The following is a 16,602-nucleotide window of genomic DNA, read 5'->3' as shown; positions in this document are numbered from 1 at the left end:
GGAATGTTCGATCCCAACACGGCAGGGAACGGTTGACGAGGGGAGTGCTCCGATGGGCCTCATGTTTCGCAAGCGCAAGAAGATCGGTCCGCTGATCCTGAACTTCACCGAGAACGGTTTCTCCTCGTGGAGCATCAAGATCGGACGCTGGTCCTGGAACTCGAAGGCCCGGGCACACCGCGTCGACCTGCCGGGACCACTGTCTTGGAAGCAGGACAAGGCCCGGTCGTAACGACCGGGAGTCGAGCGGGGCGCCGGTGATTCACCGGCGCCCCGCTCGGCGTCTCCACCCCCGCACCCCCACCACGCGTCGATCTTGCACTTTCTGTTGCCGTTAGGGGCAGGAATATCCCTTGTGTCGCCGCAGAAAGTGCAAGATCGCGGGGCGAGGGCGAGAGCGAGGGCAAGGGCGAGGGCGAGGGCGCGGGCGAGGGCGCGGGCGAGGAGTCAGGGTGGGTCAGGGGGTTGGGGTTATGAGTTCGTCGCCGGCTAGGCGACCGGACTCGCGGTCTCGGGTTACCTTGCCCTTGTCGAGCAAGGTGGCTAGGGCGTGGTTGGCGTCGGTGGCGCGGTAGACCGTCGTGGTCAGGGTGTGCCGGCGCAGCTCGGTGACCGGGCGCGGTCCATTCCGGCGTAGTTCGGCCAGCAGCTCGCGGGCCAGCGGTTCCCGGTCCGGGTCTTCGGCCACCTCGACAGGTGCGCCCGTCGGGTCGGCCGGATCGCGGTAGCGCACCCGGAGGCCCGCGCCGACCGTCCAGAGCGCGTCGCGGACCGCCTCCAGGCTCCGGTCCGACCGGCTCCCGAACGCGATCACGCCGGGCGCCTCGTCGTCCGAAGCGTCGCCCACTCCCCGTCCGCCTCCGTCAGCGGCGCCACCTCGGCGACCAGCGGAAAGCCGGCGAGGCCGAGGGCCGCACGGGCGCTGGCGGTGGCGTGCAGCAGCACTTCGCCGTTGCGGCCGTTGGCGCAGGCACGCAGCACCTCGGCGTGCGCCGGGCCGGCCAGGTCGACGAAGCAGAACAGCGGCGCCCCGGCCGCGGCGGCCGCCTTCAACGCCACCGGCAGCCGGGCGGGGCCGCCGGGCAGCAGGTGCACCGTCACCTCGGGAGGCAACTCCGCCTCGACCGGCCCGAGCCGGGCCGGCAGGTCGCTGGCCTCGTCGGCCAGCGCCAGAATCGTCACCTGCCGGCCGCGTACCTGCGTGGCGTGGCCGACGACCGCCCGTAGCGCCGCCTCCGCGCCACCGCCGTCGGCACCCGCCCAGGCCAGCGCGACGGTCACGCGGCGGGAGCGGTGCAGGGCGACGGGCAACCAGGTCGCCAGGTGGCGGACCAGCAGTTCACGGAGGACGTCGGCGGTCCGGTTGGTTGGCATCGGTCCGTTCTACCCCATGGCCGTTCAGGCCGGGACGGAGATCCCCACGCCGCCGCGCGTCTGCCCGCCGTAGCGCTGCCGCTCGGCCGCCAGGTCGAGTCGGTCGATCCGCTTGCGGGCGGCCACCGTGGCGTCGTCGAGCTGGTCGGCCGGGACCAGCCAGACCACCTCGAACTCCAGCCCGTCCGGGTCCTGCCCGTAGAGGCTCTTGGTGGTGCCGTGGTCGGACGTGCCGGCCAGCGCCCCGGCCGCGGCGAGCCGCTCGGCGGTGGCGGCCAGCTCGTCGAGGGTGTCGACCTCCCACGCCAGGTGGTAGAGCCCGACGGTGGCCCGGCCGGCGGTCGAGCGCCCGGCGCCCGCGCCGATCTCGAACAGGCCGAGGTCGTGGTCGTTGGTGGAGTCGGGAGCCTGGAGGAAGGTCGCGCCCCGGAAACCGGCCGGGGTCATGTCGACCGGGGTGAAGCCCAGCACGTCGCGGTAGAAGGCGACGCTGCGGGCGAGGTCACTGACGTAGAGAACCGCGTGGTTGAGCCGGTGGATACCCATGACCCCACACTAGCGCCGATTTGTTGAGCGTTCAACCATCGGGAGTATGATGGCCGTCATGACCCGCTGGCTTGACCCCGACGAGCAGCGCACCTGGCGGGCGTTCCTCGCCTCCTCCCGAACGCTGATGGACACGCTCGACCGTGAGCTGCAACGCGATGCCGGAATGCCGCACGCCTACTACGAGATCCTGGTCCGTCTCTCCGAGGCGCCCGGTCGGCAACTACGGATGAGCGAGCTGGCCGAGGCGGCCGGGTCGTCGCGCAGCCGGCTCTCGCACGCCGTGGCCCGCCTGGAGGAGGCCGGCTGGGTGCGCCGCGAGGACTGCCCCACCGACCGACGCGGGCAGATCGCGGTGCTCACCGACGACGGTTTCGCCACCCTCGCCGCCGCCGCGCCCGGCCACGTCGACGGCGTACGCCGGCACCTCTTCGACGCGCTGAGCCCCGCCCAGGTCGACCAGTTACGCCGAATCAGCGAGACGTTGGCCGAGCACCTGAGCAGATCCTGACCGATCGACACCGGCGCGGGTCTTGTACTTACCGTCGTCGGATGAGCACGATGGGGCGTGTCCTCCGGCTTCGACGAGTTGACTGACCAGGCGCACCACCTCGTGTCCGCTGGCGACATCGCCGGTGCCCAACGGCTGCTCTCCGACGCGCTCACCGACGCCGACCCCCGCCCGGCCAACGCCACGCCGGAGCTGGCCGAGGCGGCCAGCCTCCAGGCGCGGGTGCTCGTCGCCCTCGGCGAGCCGCACTCCGCCCGCGGCTGGGCCGCCTTCGCGTACGCGGCCACGACCCGGTTGCACGGCCGCTCCGACCCCCGCACCGTGGCCGCCGCCGCGACCCTGGCCGCCGTGCTGCACCGGGTGGGCAGTCACTCCCGGGCCGCCCGGCTGTACCAGGACGTGATCATCGAGCTGACCGCGCAGGACGGTCCCGAGTCACTGCGGGTGCTGGCCGCACACGCCGACCTGGCCACCGTCGAGTACGCCCGGGGCCAGTGCACGGTCGCCCGCGACCGTCTCCAGGACGCCTGGGAGCTGCACCGCGAGGTGTACGGCGACGGCCACCCCAGCGGCATCAAGATGTTGGCCCGGCTCGGCTCGATGCAGCGCGACTGCGGGCAGTTCGCCGAGGCGCACGACAACCTCGCGCTGGCCCGCGAGCTGTGCCGGCAGCATCTGAGCGCCGACGATCCGCTGGCCCTCCAGGTGGCGTCGCTGGCCCGGGCCGCCGCCAACCCCGACCACGTCTGCGCCGACGACACGTCGGCCGTCCGGGACGCACCGGTGGTGCCGGCCGCGCGCACGCCGCCGCCGCAGCCCGATCGGCCGCTCGATGCCGCCTACTACCCGCCGGCCCCGCAGGCCGCTGCTCCCGCCGGCCGTACCGACGACGGCCTGGCTGCCGCCGGGGTCTCCAGCGGCGGCCCGGTACCGAATCCGCGGGTACCGGCCGACGAGCCGGACGGCTCCCCGGACTTCCGCTGGCCGCCGGCCGACGAGCCGGACGATGTCCCGGGCCTGCGCTGGCCGCCGGACCCGACGGACGATCCCGTCCCGCACCCCACCGTCGCGCCGGTGCCACCGTCGGTGGCCGGGTTCACGGGCGGCACCGAAGAGTCGTCCGGCGTGTACCGGCTGTACCGTCCCGGCGCGTCGTCCGAACCGGACCGACCGTCGGCGCCGCTGACGCCGTACACGCCGTCGCGGCTGCTGCCGGTGCCCGTACACCGGGCGCCGGCAGCGGCACGCAACAGGTTGGTGCCGGTGCTGGTGGCCGGCGTGGTCGTGGTGCTGCTGGGCACGGCGGCGGTGATCGCCGGCGTGGCGCGCGTCGGCGACGGGGACGACCCGAAGTCCGGGCCGCCGCCGAGCGCCGGCCCGAGCGGCACGGCCGCGTCCCCGACCACCGGCGCCCCGACCACCGGCACGACCGCGCCGGCCGCCGCGCCGGGCACCCCGCCCGGCACGGTGTCGCTGCGCGACAACCGGGACAACATCACCCTGCGCTGGACGTACCCGGCCGGCGGCGAGGGGCCGGTCATCGTCTCCGCCGGCCGGGCCGGGCAGGAGAAGACCGCGATCGCCACGCTGCCCGCCGGCACCGACAGCTACATCGTGTACGCGCTGAACCGCGCCAACGACTACTGCTTCACCGTCGCGGTCGTCTGGTCCACCGACACCGTGGCGAGCGCCAACCAGGTCTGCACCCGCCGCCGCTGACGTCCGCCGTCCTCAGGGTCGGGCAACCGTCGGCGGCGGCTCTGGCCCGGCCGGCGTCGCCGGAAGCAGCAGGCGTACCCGTAGACCGTGCGGGCCGTCGGCCTCGGCCAGGGTGATGGTGCCGCCCGCGCGGCGGACCAGCTCCCACACGATGGCGAGGCCGAGGCCCGCGCCGCCGTGGTCGCGGCCCCGGCCGTCGTCCAACCTCGTGAACCGGTCGAAGACCCGGCCACGATCGGCCGCCGCGATCCCGGGGCCGTCGTCGGTCACCGTCACCAGGTGGTACGCGGTCTCGTGCGGCTCGACCGCGAGGACGACGCTGCTCTGCGCGTGCCGGACCGCGTTGTCGACGAGGTTGGCCAGCACCCGCCGTAGCTCGGCCTCGTTCCCGGCCGTCCACAGCGGGCCCGGTGACGGCTCCACCCGCACCGGCGGCGACGGATACCGGGCGGCGACCTCGCTCAGAAGCGCCGCCAGTTCGACCGGGCCGGTGCCCCGCGACGCCGGCATCTCGTCCAGGCGGGCCAGCAGCAGCAGGTCGTCGACCAGCCGGCTCAACCGCTCGGTGTCGGCGAGCAGGTTGGCGGTCACCGCCGTCCAGTCCGTCCGGTCGGCGAGCCGCTGGGCCACCTCCAACTCGGTACGGATGTTGGCCAGCGGGCTCCGCAGCTCGTGCGCGGCATCGGAGACGAAGGCCCGCTGCCGGGCCCGGGCCGACTCCAGCCGGCCCAGCATCCCGTTCAGGGTCACCGCCAGCCGGTGGATCTCGTCGGCGGAGGCGGGCACCGGAAGTCGACCGGCGCCGGCCCGCCCGGTGATCTCCTCGGCGCCCCGGCGCAGCGCCTCCACGGGACGCAACGTCGCGCCGACCACCCGCCACGCCACCCCGGCCAGGACCACCACCAGCAGCGGGAACGCCACCAGCAGGATGGTCCGCACCACGTGCGTGCTCTGCCGCACGTCGGCCATCGAGCGGGCGACCAGCACGGTGAGCGGATCGGCCGACGTGCCGGCGGGTACGGCGACCACCCGGACCGGTCCGCGAAGCCCGACCCGCTCGGCGGGAACGTCCAGGCGTTGACGGTGGCCGGTGTCCAACCACTCGGGGCGGGCCATCGGGACCAGCCGGTCCGCGTCGATCGAGGCCGCCCGGACCCGCCCCTGCGCGTCGATCACCTGGACCCGGACCTGCCCGCCGGCCACCGGCAGCGGGTCGGGCAGCGCGTCCTCGGCGGCGAGCAGGGCGACCGCGTCGGCGGTCCGGAACGCCTCGGTGTCCACGTTGCGTTGGAGCACGAAACGAAGCGCGCCGAGCAGCACCACCCCGCCGAGGGCGAGACCGATGGTGAGTCCGAACACGCCGAGCGCCAGGAGGCGGCCCCGCAGCCCCAGGCCGTGCAGGCCCCGGCGGGGCGACCAGCCGCGCGGCGGGTCGGCGGAGGTCACGTCGCCAGCCGGTAGCCGGCGCCCCGGATGGTCTCCAGCCGATCCCGGCCGAGCTTGCGACGCAGGTAGCCGACGTACACCTCGACCACGTTGGGCGCCGTCTCCAGGCTGGCGTCCCACACGTGGTCCAGTAGCTCGATCTTGGAGATGACCTGGCCGGGCCGGCGCATCAGATAGTCCAGCAGGGCGTACTCGCGCGCGGTCAACGTCACCTCGGCGTCGGCCCGGGTCACCCGCCGACGGGCCGGATCGAGCCGCAGGTCGCCGACCGCCAGCACGGCGGGGCGCTCCGGCGCTCCCCGGCGCAGCAACGCCCGCAGACGGGCCAGCAGCACCACGTACGAGAAGGGCTTGGTCAGGTAGTCGTCAGCGCCGCAGTCCAGGCCGTCGGCCTGGTCGTACTCGCCATCCTTGGCCGACAGCATCAGCACCGGCAGCCAGTGCTGCTCGGCGCGCAGCCGGCGCACCACCTCGTAGCCGGAGAGCCCGGGCAGCATGACGTCGAGGATCATCGCGTCGTACCCACCGTGGCGTGCCGCGTCCAGGCCCTCGGGGCCGGTCGCCGCCACGTCGACCGCGAACCCCTCGGCCTGCAGACCGCGTTGCAGGGCAGCCGCCAGCCGGGCCTCGTCCTCCACCACCAACAACCGCACACCTCAAGGGTGCCACCCGGGTCACAGCTCGCGGTTCGGCGTCCTCAGCGCGTTCACAGCGCCGAGCGGGCAGGATGTCGGGCAGGAGGTGTGCACCATGTCGATCCTGAGAAGTCGTCCCGTCCTGCGGTGGCTGGTCCCGGTGGCCGCCGGCGTCGCCGTCATCGGTGGCGGCGCCGCCGTCGGCACGTTCGCCGCCGAGGCCGAGCCGAGCCTGCCGCCGCGTACCGCCGCCCAGCTCCTGGTGGACCTCCAGACCTCCTCCCTGGAGGGGTTGTCCGGGACGGTCGTGCAACGCGCCGACCTCGGCCTGCCGCCGCTCGTCGGGCTGGTGCCCGGCAACGACCTGACTGCCCTGCTGAGCGGCACGCACACCCTGCGGGTGTGGTACTCCGGCCCGGACCGCCAGCGCGTCGCACTGGTGGACACGCTCGGCCAGCGGGACATCATCCGCAACGGTCAGGACGTGTGGACCTGGGAGAGCCGCGGCAACACCGCCCGCCACCGCGCCCTGGGCGACTCGACGGGCGCGGCGAAGCCCGAGGCGACGCCGAGCCTGCCGGCCACTCCCCGGGAGGCCGCCGACCTGGCGTTGAGCGCGATCGATCCGAGCACCGAGGTCAGCGTCGGCCGCTCGGCCACCGTCGCCGGTCGGGACGCCTACGAGCTGGTGCTCGCGCCGCGTGACCGTGACTCGCTGGTGCACCAGCTCCGGATCGCCATCGACGCGAAGCAGCACGTGCCGCTGCGCTTCGAGGTGCTCGCCTCCGGTAGCGACCAGCCGGCCTTCGAGATGGCGTTCACCCAGGTCGACTACCGCCGCCCCGACGCCGACCAGTTCGCCTTCAACCCGCCTCCCGGGGTGAGCGTCACCGAGGAGACCGCCGAGCGGCCGACCGCCGGCCGGCCGGCACACGTCGCACCGGGTCGGGACCCCCAGGTGCGCACGGTCGGCGACGGCTGGACCACCGTCCTGGTCGCCCGCCTCGACGCCGCCGAGGGCCAGAAGCCGGCCGCTGCCGCCGAGGGCCAGAAGCCGGCCGCTGCCGGTGCGGGCCGGAAGCCGGCCGACGCCGCGCCGGACGCCGACCTGTCGAAGCTGCTCGGTGGCCTGCCGGCGGTCAGTGGCGACTGGGGTAGCGGGCGGCTGCTCACCGGCAAGCTGTTCAGCGTGCTGCTCACCGACGACGGGCGGGTGCTCGCCGGAGCGGTCACGCCCCAGCGGCTCTACCAGGTGGCTCGCGGCTGATCTCCGCACACTCCTACGCCGGGTCGACCACACGGTCGGCCCGGCGTACCTGTGTGACCCGCATCGGCCCCGTCGGCTTGGTGACAGCGGGTCGCCCGCGCTATCTTCGACAATTCGAGGGCACAAAAAAGAACGGCATTAAATGCCGTTCTAGCATTGGATTCTAACGTTTAGGGAGACGGCTTGTCAAGGCACTCCGGCGGTACCGGTGAATTGCCGCTCGACGACGAGATCGGCCGCGAGCAGGAGTACGTCTCGATGCTCTACGACCGTCTGGACGGGTTGCGTGAGCAGGCCGCCCACCGGCTCACCGCCGAGCTGCGCAACACCGGCGGCACCCTCCAGGACCGCTCCCAGCGCGACAGCTCCGTGGCCATGTACGCCGACCAGGTCGAGCAGTTCTCCGCCGTGGAGAATGGCCTCTGCTTCGGACGGCTCGACGGCGACGACGACTCCCGCCGCTACATCGGCCGGATCGGGATCTTCGACACCAGTGGCGACTACGACCCGCTGTTGATGGACTGGCGTGCCCCGGCCGCGCGGCCGTTCTACCTCGCCACCGCCGCCAACCCGCAGGGCGTACGCCGCCGCCGGCACCTGCGTACCCGCCAGCGCAAGGTGACCGGGCTCAACGACGAGGTCCTCGACATCGACAGCGCCTCCCCCGGCGGGCACGAGGAGCTGACCGGCGAGGCGTCCCTGCTGGCCGCGCTCAACGCCGGTCGGACCGGCCGGATGCGCGACATCGTGGAGACCATCCAGGCCGAGCAGGACCGGATCATCCGCGCCGACCTGCCCGGCGTGCTGGTGGTCCAGGGCGGCCCCGGCACCGGCAAGACCGCCGTCGCGCTGCACCGGGCGGCGTACCTGCTCTACACACACCGACGCGAGCTGTCCAGCCGTGGCGTGCTGCTGGTCGGGCCGAACGCGACGTTCCTGCGCTACATCTCCCAGGTGCTTCCCACGCTGGCCGAGACGGGCGTGCTGCTGCGTACCCAGGGCGACCTGTTCCCCGGAGTGAGTGCCCAGCGCTCCGAGCCGGCCCAGACCGCGGCGCTCAAGGGCCGCGCGGTGCTCGCCGAGGTGCTGGCCCTCGCCGTGCGGGACCGGCAGTGGGTGCCGGACGAGCCGCTGGAGATCGAGGTGGAGCGCGAGGTGCTGACCCTCGATCCGGAGACCGTACGCGTCGCGCGGGATCGGGTACGCCGCACCGACCGTCCGCACAACCTGGCCCGGGCGCTGTTCGACGTGGAGATCGTGCACGCGCTCGCCGACCAGGTGGCCGAGCGGATCGGCGCCGACCCGCTGGGCGGCGACAACCTGCTCGACGAGGCCGACCGAGCCGAGATCCGTCGGGAGCTGCGCGAGGAGACGGAGATCCAGGCCGTACTCGACCGGTTGTGGCCGGTGCTCACCCCGCAGCGACTGCTCGCGGACCTGTACGCGGACCCGGACCGGATCGCCGCCGCCGCGCCGATGCTCACCGACGACGAGCGGGCGCTGCTGCGCCGCGAGCCGGGCGGCTGGACGCCCGCCGACGTGCCGCTGCTGGACGAGGCCGCCGAACTGCTCGGCGAGGACGAACGGGCCGCCGCCGCGCGGCGGGATCGCATCCGCATGATGGAGCGGGAGTACGCCGAGGGTGTGCTGGAGATCGCCCGGGGCTCCCGGTCGATCGACGTGGAGGACGAGGCCGAGGGCGGTGAGATCCTCGGCGTGACCGACCTCATCGACGCGGATCGGCTGCTGGAACGGCAGGAGGAGGCCGACCGGCTGACCACCGCGCAGCGCGCCGCCGCCGACCGCACGTGGGCGTTCGGCCACATCATCGTGGACGAGGCACAGGAGTTGTCGCCGATGGCGTGGCGGCTGCTGATGCGCCGCTGCCCGAGCCGGTCCATGACGATCGTCGGGGACGTGGCGCAGACCGGCGCGCTCGTCGGCACGCCCTCCTGGGCCGACGCCCTCGCCCCGTACGTGGCGCAGCGGTGGCGACTGACCGAGCTGACGGTGAGCTACCGCACGCCGGCCGAGATCATGGCGGTCGCCGCCGAGGTGCTCACCGAGATCGACCCGGAGCTGCGGCCACCGCGCTCGGTGCGGGAGAGCGGCGTACCCCCGTGGGACCGGGCGGTCCCCGACGGGCAGCTACCCGCCGAGTTGGTGTCGGCGGTGACCCGCGAGGCCGCCGGGCTGACCGAGGGCCGGGTCGGTGTCATCGTGCCGGCCAGCCGGGTCGACACGCTCGGCTCGGCGCTGACCGCCGCGTTGCCCGAGGCCACGGTGGGCGAAAACCCGGAGCTGGAGAGCCGGGTGGTCGTGCTGACCGTCGCCCAGGCGAAGGGGTTGGAGTTCGACTCGGTGCTGGTCGTCGACCCGGACCGGATGGTGGCCGAGTCGCCGCGCGGGCGCAGCGACCTGTACGTGGCGCTCACCCGGGCCACCCAGCGTCTGGGCGTCCTGCGCCCCTGCGGCTGACCAGCCACCCGACGTGCCCCCGCCGACCGGCTGGTCGGCGGGGGCACGGGTGGGATCACCGCCGGTCGGTCGAGCGGTCCCGGATGGACTTGCCCGGACCGGTCGCCGAGGTGGACTGGTCGCTGGTGCCGCCGCCGGTCGGCGTGCTCAGGCCGCCGGTGGTGGCGTCGCCGGTGGTCGTCGGCGCCACCTTGCCGGGGTGTCGCTCCGGCTGCCGGGCCACCCGGCGCACGCTCGCCGGCCCGGCGGTGCCACCGGTGGTCGTCACCGCGCCCTGCCCGCCGACCGGGCCGCCGTCGTGCAGCACCCGCGGGTCGACCCGTTCCTGCGCCGGGTCGAGCGGATCGTCACGTTGGAGTTGGGACTCCACGTCGGTGGGGGGCACCGTCACCTCGTCGAGGGCGCCCTCGCCGTACACGCCGCCGGCGATCCGGTTCTCGGCCTGGCGGGCGGCCTCCTGCCGCATGTCGTCCTCACGCACGTCCATCACCTCACAGAAGCTGTGGAACCGACTGCGTGCCCGACCTCCCGTCGACCAAACCCGGAGCGCTCGTACGACGGCCGGAAACGGACATCCGACCCGGCCGGTCGTGAGGCGGGCACCGTCACGCCTCGTCGACTCATTTCCCGAGGTGGGGGTGTTACCTGGTCCCGGGCCTCGGGTAGTCGGGGGGTGTCCCCGCCGTGCAAGCGAACCGTGCCGTGGCCGAAACGCGGTAGCGGGGCGAGGGAAGGCAGGTACGACTCATCGCATCCTGAGGAGGACCAGATGAGCACGCAGGCTGCTTCCACCCGGCCGATGAACCGGCCCATGAACGACCCGCAGAACCCCGCCATGATGCGGGACACGCAGCAGATGCCGGCAATGCGCGACGGGCACCGAGACCCGATGCCGTCGCCGGGTACGGAGACCAAGCAGGCGTTCCTGACGACGGAATTCTGGGTCTACGCCGCCGCCGTCGCGCTCCTCGTGATCGCCGCGTTCTGGAAGGGCACCACCGCCAACGGGTTGAACATCAACAACCCGAGCCAGACGTGGCTGTTCCTGAGCATCCTGACCGGTGGTTACCTGGTCAGCCGGGGCCTGTCGAAGGCCGGCTCCGAGCGCCGGTCCGGCAAGGAGCGGAGCATGCGCGGGCGCTGACGCGCCGTACGTGAAAACGGTGGCCTCCGGGAGAGTTCTCCCGGAGGCCACCGTCGTCTGCGGAACGCGTTACTCGTCGCCGCCGAAGTCGCCGAAGTCGCCCTCGAAGGCGTCCTCGATCATCTCGCCGGCGATCATGCCGCCGGCGACACCGAGCGCCGCGCCGGCGACCATGCCGCCCACACCCATGCCGCCCCGGCCGTGACCGTGGCCGTGACCGTGACCGTGGCCGTAGCCGGGACCGTGGCCGTACTGGGAGCGCAGGCTCCCGTAGCGGGACGTGGTCTCACGCAGCCAACCGTCGACGACCTGCGCCCAGTCGACCCGGTCGACGTCGGCGTGCGACACCTGGTAGCGCCCGAACGCGTCGTGCCCGGCGCTCAGGAAGCCGCCGCGCTTGTCGCACTCCAGGATCACCTCGACACCACGCTGGCTGGTCACGAAGGTCACCTCGACCTCGTTGATCGTGCCCGCGTACTGCGGCGAGGCGAAGAACTCGATCTCCTGGTAGAACGGCAGCGTCTGCTGCACGCCCCGGATGTGGCCGCGCTCCAGGTCGGCGGTCTTGAACCGGAAACCCAGCCGTTGGAACGCCTCCAGGATCCGCTCGTGCACCGGCAACGGGTGCACCGCCACGTGGTCCAGGTCGGTCTTGTCGACCGCGCGGGCCACCGACAGCTCGGTCCGCAGGCCCATCGTCATGCCGTGCAGGCGCTGGCCGTACACGTCGGTGATCGGGGTCTCCCACGGCACCGGGAGCTGGAACGGGATCGACAGCTCCTGCTTGGGCGCGAGCTGGAACGCACCGCTGACGGCCATCCGGTGGAACTCCATGGTGCCGGCGTACTCCGTGTCGTGGCCCTCGACCTCGACGCGGGTGACCAGGCCGATCACCACCTGCTCGATGGCCGCCGGGTTGTCACCACCGACGATTCTGACCTCCCCGTCGAGGGTCAGGCCGGGCCGGGTGTTGGGGTTGGCCAGCACAGTGTCCACGCTGGGACCACCCACACCGAACGCGCTCAACATCTTCTTGAAGACCATCGGAACTCCTGTGCGACAGCCGACCGCTCCACCATGGAGTCGGACGTTGACTCACCGCGCACCCTATCCACACCCCCTGTGAGATGGCTGTGAGCGCGCCGACCGCTTGCGCGTGATCGACTCGACCCGGACACCCCGTTGTCGGCGATGTGGAGTTGATCAGCGCTCCGCCGCGGCTCGGGCCGGCGTCAGGTCCGCGATCGCCAGCTCGGCCGCGCGCTCGGGATCGTCGCCGGCCCGCCGGAGCAACCCGTCGACACACCAGTAACCCGAGCGGTCGGCGCCATCGGCGATGTCGAGATTCAGGTCGAGGTCGCACCGCTCCCCCGCGACGGTGACCGCCCAGTCGGGCCGACGCGAGTGCACGGCGAGCAGTAGCCTCCACGCCAGGTCGTTGCGCCGCTCACGTCGCAGCGGATCGCACTCGCGCAGGGCCTCGGCGACGTGGTCCTCGTCGGGATCGAAGCCGTCCAGCAGCGGCAGCAGTGACGGGTCACCGAGGTACGCGGCGGCCTTGATGGTGAAGTTGTGGACCTCGTCCTGGGCGAGCAGCTCGCGTACCAGTGGAAGTGCCCGTGCGTCCCGCCGCCGGGCCAACCCTCGGGCGCCTTCCGCGCGTACCTCCGGGTCGATGTCGCGGGTGCGGTCCCACAGCGCCTGCCGGACGGCGTTCCCGTCCGCGGTGCTCACCCAGCCGAGCCCGAAGGTGGCCCACTCCCGAACCCTCGCGTCGGGATCGGCGCAGAGGTCGATCAACACCGCCTCGCCGGCCTCGGCCGGCGGGTCGTCGAGCACCATCGGCACCGCGACGGCAACCTGGAACCGAACGTCGCTGTCGGGACTTTGCGCGAGGGTGACCAGGGTCGGCAGGGCGCGAGGGTCGCAGGTCGCACCCAAGGCGCGGGCGATCGACCAGTGCACCTCGGGATCGGCCTCGGTGGCGGCCAGCGAGATCAGGGCCGTCGCGGCGTCCGCGCGCAGGTCGTCCCCGTGCACGTCGCTCGCGAAGCCGAGCAGGTCGCACGCCGCCGCGCGCACCACGCGGTCCGGATCGGCAAGCCGGCCAACGGCCACCCGCACGGCAGCCCCACCCAAGCCGCTCCACCCTGCCCCCGCCCGCCCCGCATCGTCGATCATGGAGTTGTGGTGGGGGACCAAACGCCCCTGAGTTACCGAATCGGGCACCACAAGTCCATGATCGACGACCAACTGCCGGAGCAGGTCCGACCCGTCGTCGGATTCGCCATTCTCGACGGTTCGCCGCAGCCTCTGCACCGCCCGGTCGAACAGGTCCGCCACCTCGCCCGCTTCCACGGCCACGATGGTGCCCGCTGGCCAGCGGAGGCCGCCACCGACTTCCGACCGGGACACCCCGACATCGCCGAAGTCGGGCTATCAACCCGACCGGGACACCCGACATCGCCGAAGTCGGGCTATCAACCCGACCGGGACACCCGACATCGCCGAAGTCGGGCTATCAACCCGACCGGGACACCCGACATCGCCGAAGTCGGGCTATCAACCCGACCGGGACACCCGACATCGCCGAAGTCGGGCTATCAACCCGACCGGGACACCCGACATCGCCGAAGTCGGGGGCGATCATGGATCGGTACGGGCGAACCTGCCGGCCTTGACCCCGTTGACGAACGCGGTCCAGCCGCTGACGCCATAGACGAGGGTCGCCGCCGTGCGGTCCTTGCTGTCGCGCACCGCCACCCGCCCGGAGCCATCGAGAACAGGCCCCGCCTCGACGCAACTCCCGCCGTTACTGTTGCTCCGCGTGCTGATGTGCCAGGCCACGGCCGGTAGGGCTTCGTTCATGGCAGTTCCTCCGTGATCTTCGCGATCAGCTCGGCCGCCTCGCGCTGATCGAGCGCGACGTCCTGAAGGCGATGGTACGCAAGCGCGTAGCGTCTCGACTTCGGAGATTCCATGAATCGGCGCCCACCCAGAGTCTCGGCATAGGCCACCTCGGGATAGGGCTTGGGCATTCCGAAGAGGACGAATGAGCCGTCGAGCCCGGCGTGCAGGCCAACCCGTGATGGCAGCACGCGAACGTCGACGTTCTGCCGCCGCATCAACTCGACGAGGTGTTGTAGTTGGCCGCGCATCACGGCAGGGCTACCGACCGGTCGGCGCAGAACGCTTTCGTCGATGACGGCCGCCACCTGGAGGACGGGATCGCGCCTGAGCACACGCTGACGGTCGACCCTCAATTGCAGCCACTTGCGCACCGAGAAATCCGATGCCTGCTCCCCCTCGGCGTTACGGATCACCGCTTCCGCGTAGGCCGCCGTCTGCATGAGCCCCGGCATGAGAAAGGCGTCCCACGAGCAGATGCGCTCCGCTCTGCTCTCCAACCAGGGAAAGTCGATGAATGAGGCGTCGACCAACTCGTCGTAGTCGTCGTCCCAACGGTCGGTCCGCCAGGCGTCCTCGGCTAGTTGGAGGAAGCGGTTGCGCTCGCGCCCGTCGTGCTCGCCGTATAGATCGAGAAGGGTTTCGACGACTCCCCGTCGAAACGGCCACTCGGCGCGTTCCCAGCGGGCGATGGACGAGAAGTCCCGTTCCAGGAACTCGGCCGCCTGCTTGAGAGTGATGCCGCGTTGCTCCCGCAACTGTCGCATCTGCTGGCCGAGCCACTGGGCACGCAATGTCTGGACGAACGATTCACGCCTGGCGGGCATGGGTCCCCTCTCATGACGTCCCTCATGACGAAATTCGTTGGTGTCGTTGCACCAAGACCGAGGCCACTGGAAACGTGACCTGCGGGTGAGGGTGATCGCCGGCCCCCGGGGAAGCCCGGTGCAAACACGGCAACCGCGGCTGTGCCAACAGCCGAGAAGGTGACGAGAGACGGCCTCGCGAGTGGCAGTCGCATACCGGCTCTCGTCGGGTCTCAACTAGAGCGTCGGGATGACGTGATCCCGGCTCCGAACCGACTTGCACGAATACCTACCACGAAGAAGGACGCTCCCGCGACCCCGACGCGTCCATGGACCGACGACAGCAGAGGTGACCGATGACCAGAGGCGCGCTCTACGACGGTGGCCGGCTGCATCCACGGCACGTGCGCGACCATCAGTTCGCCAACGTGGGCTTCGGCCGGCGAGGGCTCGACCCCCGGGAGGTGCGGCGGTTTCTGCACCGCGTCGCGCTCGACCTGACCGCACTGCACCACGATCTGGCGCTGCTCAGCGAGGAGAACGCGCGGGTCAAGCGGGCGCTGCGGGCCCGGCAGGGCGGCTGGCCCGAGAGGCGGCAGTGGTGATCCCGCCGGACCGGATCTTCGTACCACTCCCTCGGGACGCCGTGCTGGCGTTCACCGAGGCGACCGAACCGCCGCCCCGACACGTGATCCACCTGCCGGTGGCGGTCGCCGATCTGGCCGAGGCGCTGGAGCTGGCCCGGAGGCTCGCTCGGTCGCTGACCTCGATTCCGCAGGTCGACGTCGCCGGGATGACGGTGTCGGCCGAGGACGCTCAAGACGTACGACATTGGGTTTTCTGTGACCGGATCATGCCGGACCGCCGCCGTTGCGCACGGCGGGCCGATCACCACGGGTCCTGCCTACCTACCGACGATCCCTAGGGTGTCGGTCGGGCTCGTGACCGCTGCACCTCACGGTCCTGGGCGGCGTTGTCCAGGACCGTGACCACCACGTGTTCGGGCAGATCGAGCAGGGGACGCAGGTCACCGTCGAGCACCGTGCCGACCACGAGCCGCCGCAGACCGGACGTGGCGGCGAGGGGCGACGCCGACGCGATCGCGCCGAGACGCAGGGTGTGCAGGTTCGGAAGACCAGCCAGCGGATCCAGCCGCAGCGGCTCGACCGGCGCCGACTTCGCGTTGGGTCGGACCACAACCTCCTGCAGTTCGACCAGCCGGGCCAACGGCTCCAGGGAATCCACGGCGGCATCGACCACTTCGAGCTGCCGTAGCTGGGGCGCTTCTTCGACGCCGTGCAGGGACAGGGCAGTTTTGCGCCCTTCGATCCTCAGGTACACCAGCTCGGACTTGGCCCCGAGCAGGGTCAGGTCCGAGCCGGCGTACCGGTCGATCGTCAGGTGTTGCAGGGCCGACAGCGCGCCGATCGTCTCCAGGCCCGGCCGCTCCGACAGCACGAGCGTGTCCAGCTTCGGCGTCAGATCGAGCCGGACCGCCTTCTTGGACCGCGTCATCAACGACAGACCGAGAAGATCCTCCAGTTCGAATACCAACGTGTCATCACGTAACGGACCCTCGATCGCGACCCTGCGCAGATTGGGCAGGTCGCGCAGGAAACTCAGGTCGAGCTTCCGACCGGTGTCACTGTCGAAGGCGAGGAAGACGGCATCGCAACCACCCTCGACGTACCGGCGGGTGTCACCCTCCCGCCAGACGCTGTCCGAGAGCAGATATTCGCCGGGATTCACCGTTTGATTGCCGAACACGG

At 71.9% G+C, this 16,602-nt stretch carries 19 protein-coding genes; 8 read left to right on the top strand and 11 right to left on the bottom strand.

From position 1 onward, the window contains the following. Positions 1 to 52: 52 nt before the first annotated feature. Positions 53 to 232, top strand: coding sequence for a DUF4236 domain-containing protein (locus tag ACQP0N_RS09100; protein WP_355051826.1), 180 nt, complete (start codon positions 53 to 55; stop codon positions 230 to 232). A 225-nt stretch (positions 233 to 457) separates the two neighbouring features. Here the strand turns inward: ACQP0N_RS09100 and ACQP0N_RS09095 are convergent, their stop codons facing one another. The 3 genes from ACQP0N_RS09095 to ACQP0N_RS09085 are packed head-to-tail and all read right to left on the bottom strand — an operon-like array spanning position 458 to position 1,920. Then, on the bottom strand, positions 458 to 814 hold the full coding sequence (locus ACQP0N_RS09095; RefSeq protein ID WP_433119103.1) for a hypothetical protein: 357 nt from the start codon (positions 812 to 814) through the stop codon (positions 458 to 460). Beyond that, a complete protein-coding gene (locus ACQP0N_RS09090) occupies positions 811 to 1,374 on the bottom strand; it encodes a hypothetical protein (protein ID WP_433119101.1) in 564 nt (187 codons plus the stop codon). Before ACQP0N_RS09090 ends, ACQP0N_RS09095 begins: the two co-directional genes overlap by 4 nt. Positions 1,375 to 1,398: 24 nt before the next feature. Then, a complete protein-coding gene (locus tag ACQP0N_RS09085) occupies positions 1,399 to 1,920 on the bottom strand; it encodes a VOC family protein (protein WP_396802752.1) in 522 nt (173 codons plus the stop codon). 49 nt (positions 1,921 to 1,969) lie between these two features. On the opposite strand from ACQP0N_RS09085, the gene ACQP0N_RS09080 reads away from it, so the two are divergent. After that, positions 1,970 to 2,431 carry a MarR family winged helix-turn-helix transcriptional regulator gene (locus ACQP0N_RS09080; protein ID WP_433121533.1) on the top strand — a complete coding sequence of 154 codons (462 nt, stop codon included), beginning with the start codon at positions 1,970 to 1,972 and terminating at the stop codon, positions 2,429 to 2,431. A 57-nt stretch (positions 2,432 to 2,488) separates the two neighbouring features. Beyond that, positions 2,489 to 4,150 (top strand): tetratricopeptide repeat protein, encoded by a 1,662-nt coding sequence (locus tag ACQP0N_RS09075; RefSeq protein ID WP_433119099.1) that lies wholly within the window; start codon positions 2,489 to 2,491, stop codon positions 4,148 to 4,150. A gap of 12 nt (positions 4,151 to 4,162) precedes the next feature. Here ACQP0N_RS09075 and ACQP0N_RS09070 read toward each other — a convergent pair whose 3' ends face one another. Further along, positions 4,163 to 5,521 (bottom strand): sensor histidine kinase, encoded by a 1,359-nt coding sequence (locus ACQP0N_RS09070; protein ID WP_433121531.1) that lies wholly within the window; start codon positions 5,519 to 5,521, stop codon positions 4,163 to 4,165. A gap of 71 nt (positions 5,522 to 5,592) precedes the next feature. After that, positions 5,593 to 6,249 (bottom strand): response regulator transcription factor, encoded by a 657-nt coding sequence (locus ACQP0N_RS09065; RefSeq protein WP_355051822.1) that lies wholly within the window; start codon positions 6,247 to 6,249, stop codon positions 5,593 to 5,595. 97 nt (positions 6,250 to 6,346) lie between these two features. Between ACQP0N_RS09065 and ACQP0N_RS09060 the strand changes: the two genes are divergently transcribed. Both ACQP0N_RS09060 and ACQP0N_RS09055 read left to right on the top strand, forming a co-directional pair. Further along, positions 6,347 to 7,498, top strand: coding sequence for a LolA family protein (locus tag ACQP0N_RS09060; RefSeq protein WP_433119096.1), 1,152 nt, complete (start codon positions 6,347 to 6,349; stop codon positions 7,496 to 7,498). A 258-nt stretch (positions 7,499 to 7,756) separates the two neighbouring features. Beyond that, positions 7,757 to 9,976 (top strand): HelD family protein, encoded by a 2,220-nt coding sequence (locus ACQP0N_RS09055; protein WP_433121529.1) that lies wholly within the window; start codon positions 7,757 to 7,759, stop codon positions 9,974 to 9,976. A 55-nt stretch (positions 9,977 to 10,031) separates the two neighbouring features. On the opposite strand, the gene ACQP0N_RS09050 is transcribed toward ACQP0N_RS09055, so the two are convergent. Then, complete coding sequence (locus tag ACQP0N_RS09050; RefSeq protein ID WP_433119094.1) at positions 10,032 to 10,457, bottom strand: hypothetical protein; 426 nt, start codon at positions 10,455 to 10,457, stop codon at positions 10,032 to 10,034. Between the two features lie 288 nt (positions 10,458 to 10,745). On the opposite strand from ACQP0N_RS09050, the gene ACQP0N_RS09045 reads away from it, so the two are divergent. Further along, positions 10,746 to 11,120: a hypothetical protein gene (locus ACQP0N_RS09045; RefSeq protein ID WP_355051818.1), complete on the top strand. Its 375-nt coding sequence runs from the start codon at positions 10,746 to 10,748 to the stop codon at positions 11,118 to 11,120. A gap of 69 nt (positions 11,121 to 11,189) precedes the next feature. On the opposite strand, the gene ACQP0N_RS09040 is transcribed toward ACQP0N_RS09045, so the two are convergent. The 4 genes from ACQP0N_RS09040 to ACQP0N_RS09025 all read right to left on the bottom strand — a co-directional run bounded on the left by ACQP0N_RS09040 (position 11,190) and on the right by ACQP0N_RS09025 (position 14,854). Next, entirely contained in the window at positions 11,190 to 12,164 is a 975-nt protein-coding gene (locus ACQP0N_RS09040) for a sporulation protein (protein ID WP_433119092.1), read from the bottom strand. Positions 12,165 to 12,323: 159 nt separating this feature from the next. After that, positions 12,324 to 13,259, bottom strand: a complete 936-nt coding sequence (locus tag ACQP0N_RS09035) for a HEAT repeat domain-containing protein (protein ID WP_433119090.1) — start codon at positions 13,257 to 13,259, stop codon at positions 12,324 to 12,326. Between the two features lie 507 nt (positions 13,260 to 13,766). Then, positions 13,767 to 13,988: a DUF397 domain-containing protein gene (locus ACQP0N_RS09030; protein ID WP_433119088.1), complete on the bottom strand. Its 222-nt coding sequence runs from the start codon at positions 13,986 to 13,988 to the stop codon at positions 13,767 to 13,769. Next, positions 13,985 to 14,854 (bottom strand): helix-turn-helix domain-containing protein, encoded by an 870-nt coding sequence (locus tag ACQP0N_RS09025; protein WP_433119086.1) that lies wholly within the window; start codon positions 14,852 to 14,854, stop codon positions 13,985 to 13,987. The genes ACQP0N_RS09030 and ACQP0N_RS09025 overlap by 4 nt, the downstream gene beginning before the upstream one ends. 335 nt (positions 14,855 to 15,189) lie before the next feature. Here ACQP0N_RS09025 and ACQP0N_RS09020 point away from each other — a divergent pair, with 335 nt between their 5' ends. Together ACQP0N_RS09020 and ACQP0N_RS09015 are read left to right on the top strand one after the other, a co-directional pair. Beyond that, positions 15,190 to 15,438 (top strand): DivIVA domain-containing protein, encoded by a 249-nt coding sequence (locus ACQP0N_RS09020; RefSeq protein ID WP_433119084.1) that lies wholly within the window; start codon positions 15,190 to 15,192, stop codon positions 15,436 to 15,438. 83 nt (positions 15,439 to 15,521) lie between these two features. Next, positions 15,522 to 15,758, top strand: coding sequence for a hypothetical protein (locus tag ACQP0N_RS09015; RefSeq protein ID WP_355051890.1), 237 nt, complete (start codon positions 15,522 to 15,524; stop codon positions 15,756 to 15,758). On the opposite strand, the gene ACQP0N_RS09010 is transcribed toward ACQP0N_RS09015, so the two are convergent. Beyond that, the gene (locus ACQP0N_RS09010; protein ID WP_433119082.1) at positions 15,755 to 16,600 is read right to left on the bottom strand and encodes a hypothetical protein; all 846 of its coding nucleotides are present in this window, start codon (positions 16,598 to 16,600) and stop codon (positions 15,755 to 15,757) included. The genes ACQP0N_RS09015 and ACQP0N_RS09010 overlap by 4 nt on opposite strands. Positions 16,601 to 16,602: the final 2 nt, after the last annotated feature.

This window comes from Micromonospora sp. CA-246542 (assembly GCF_050942905.1).
Taxonomy (GTDB): domain Bacteria; phylum Actinomycetota; class Actinomycetes; order Mycobacteriales; family Micromonosporaceae; genus Micromonospora.
This window is presented reverse-complemented; position numbering and strand designations above follow the sequence as displayed.

Coding starts and splice junctions, on each gene's coding strand:
- ACQP0N_RS09055 (WP_433121529.1), top strand. CDS start 7,757: ATGCTCTACGACCGTCTGGACGGGTTGCGTGAGCAGGCCGCCCACCGG.
- ACQP0N_RS09030 (WP_433119088.1), bottom strand. CDS start 13,988: ATGAACGAAGCCCTACCGGCCGTGGCCTGGCACATCAGCACGCGGAGC.
- ACQP0N_RS09080 (WP_433121533.1), top strand. CDS start 1,970: ATGGCCGTCATGACCCGCTGGCTTGACCCCGACGAGCAGCGCACCTGG.
- ACQP0N_RS09020 (WP_433119084.1), top strand. CDS start 15,190: ATGACCAGAGGCGCGCTCTACGACGGTGGCCGGCTGCATCCACGGCAC.
- ACQP0N_RS09090 (WP_433119101.1), bottom strand. CDS start 1,374: ATGCCAACCAACCGGACCGCCGACGTCCTCCGTGAACTGCTGGTCCGC.
- ACQP0N_RS09100 (WP_355051826.1), top strand. CDS start 53: ATGGGCCTCATGTTTCGCAAGCGCAAGAAGATCGGTCCGCTGATCCTG.
- ACQP0N_RS09085 (WP_396802752.1), bottom strand. CDS start 1,920: ATGGGTATCCACCGGCTCAACCACGCGGTTCTCTACGTCAGTGACCTC.
- ACQP0N_RS09025 (WP_433119086.1), bottom strand. CDS start 14,854: ATGCCCGCCAGGCGTGAATCGTTCGTCCAGACATTGCGTGCCCAGTGG.
- ACQP0N_RS09045 (WP_355051818.1), top strand. CDS start 10,746: ATGAGCACGCAGGCTGCTTCCACCCGGCCGATGAACCGGCCCATGAAC.
- ACQP0N_RS09040 (WP_433119092.1), bottom strand. CDS start 12,164: ATGGTCTTCAAGAAGATGTTGAGCGCGTTCGGTGTGGGTGGTCCCAGC.
- ACQP0N_RS09060 (WP_433119096.1), top strand. CDS start 6,347: ATGTCGATCCTGAGAAGTCGTCCCGTCCTGCGGTGGCTGGTCCCGGTG.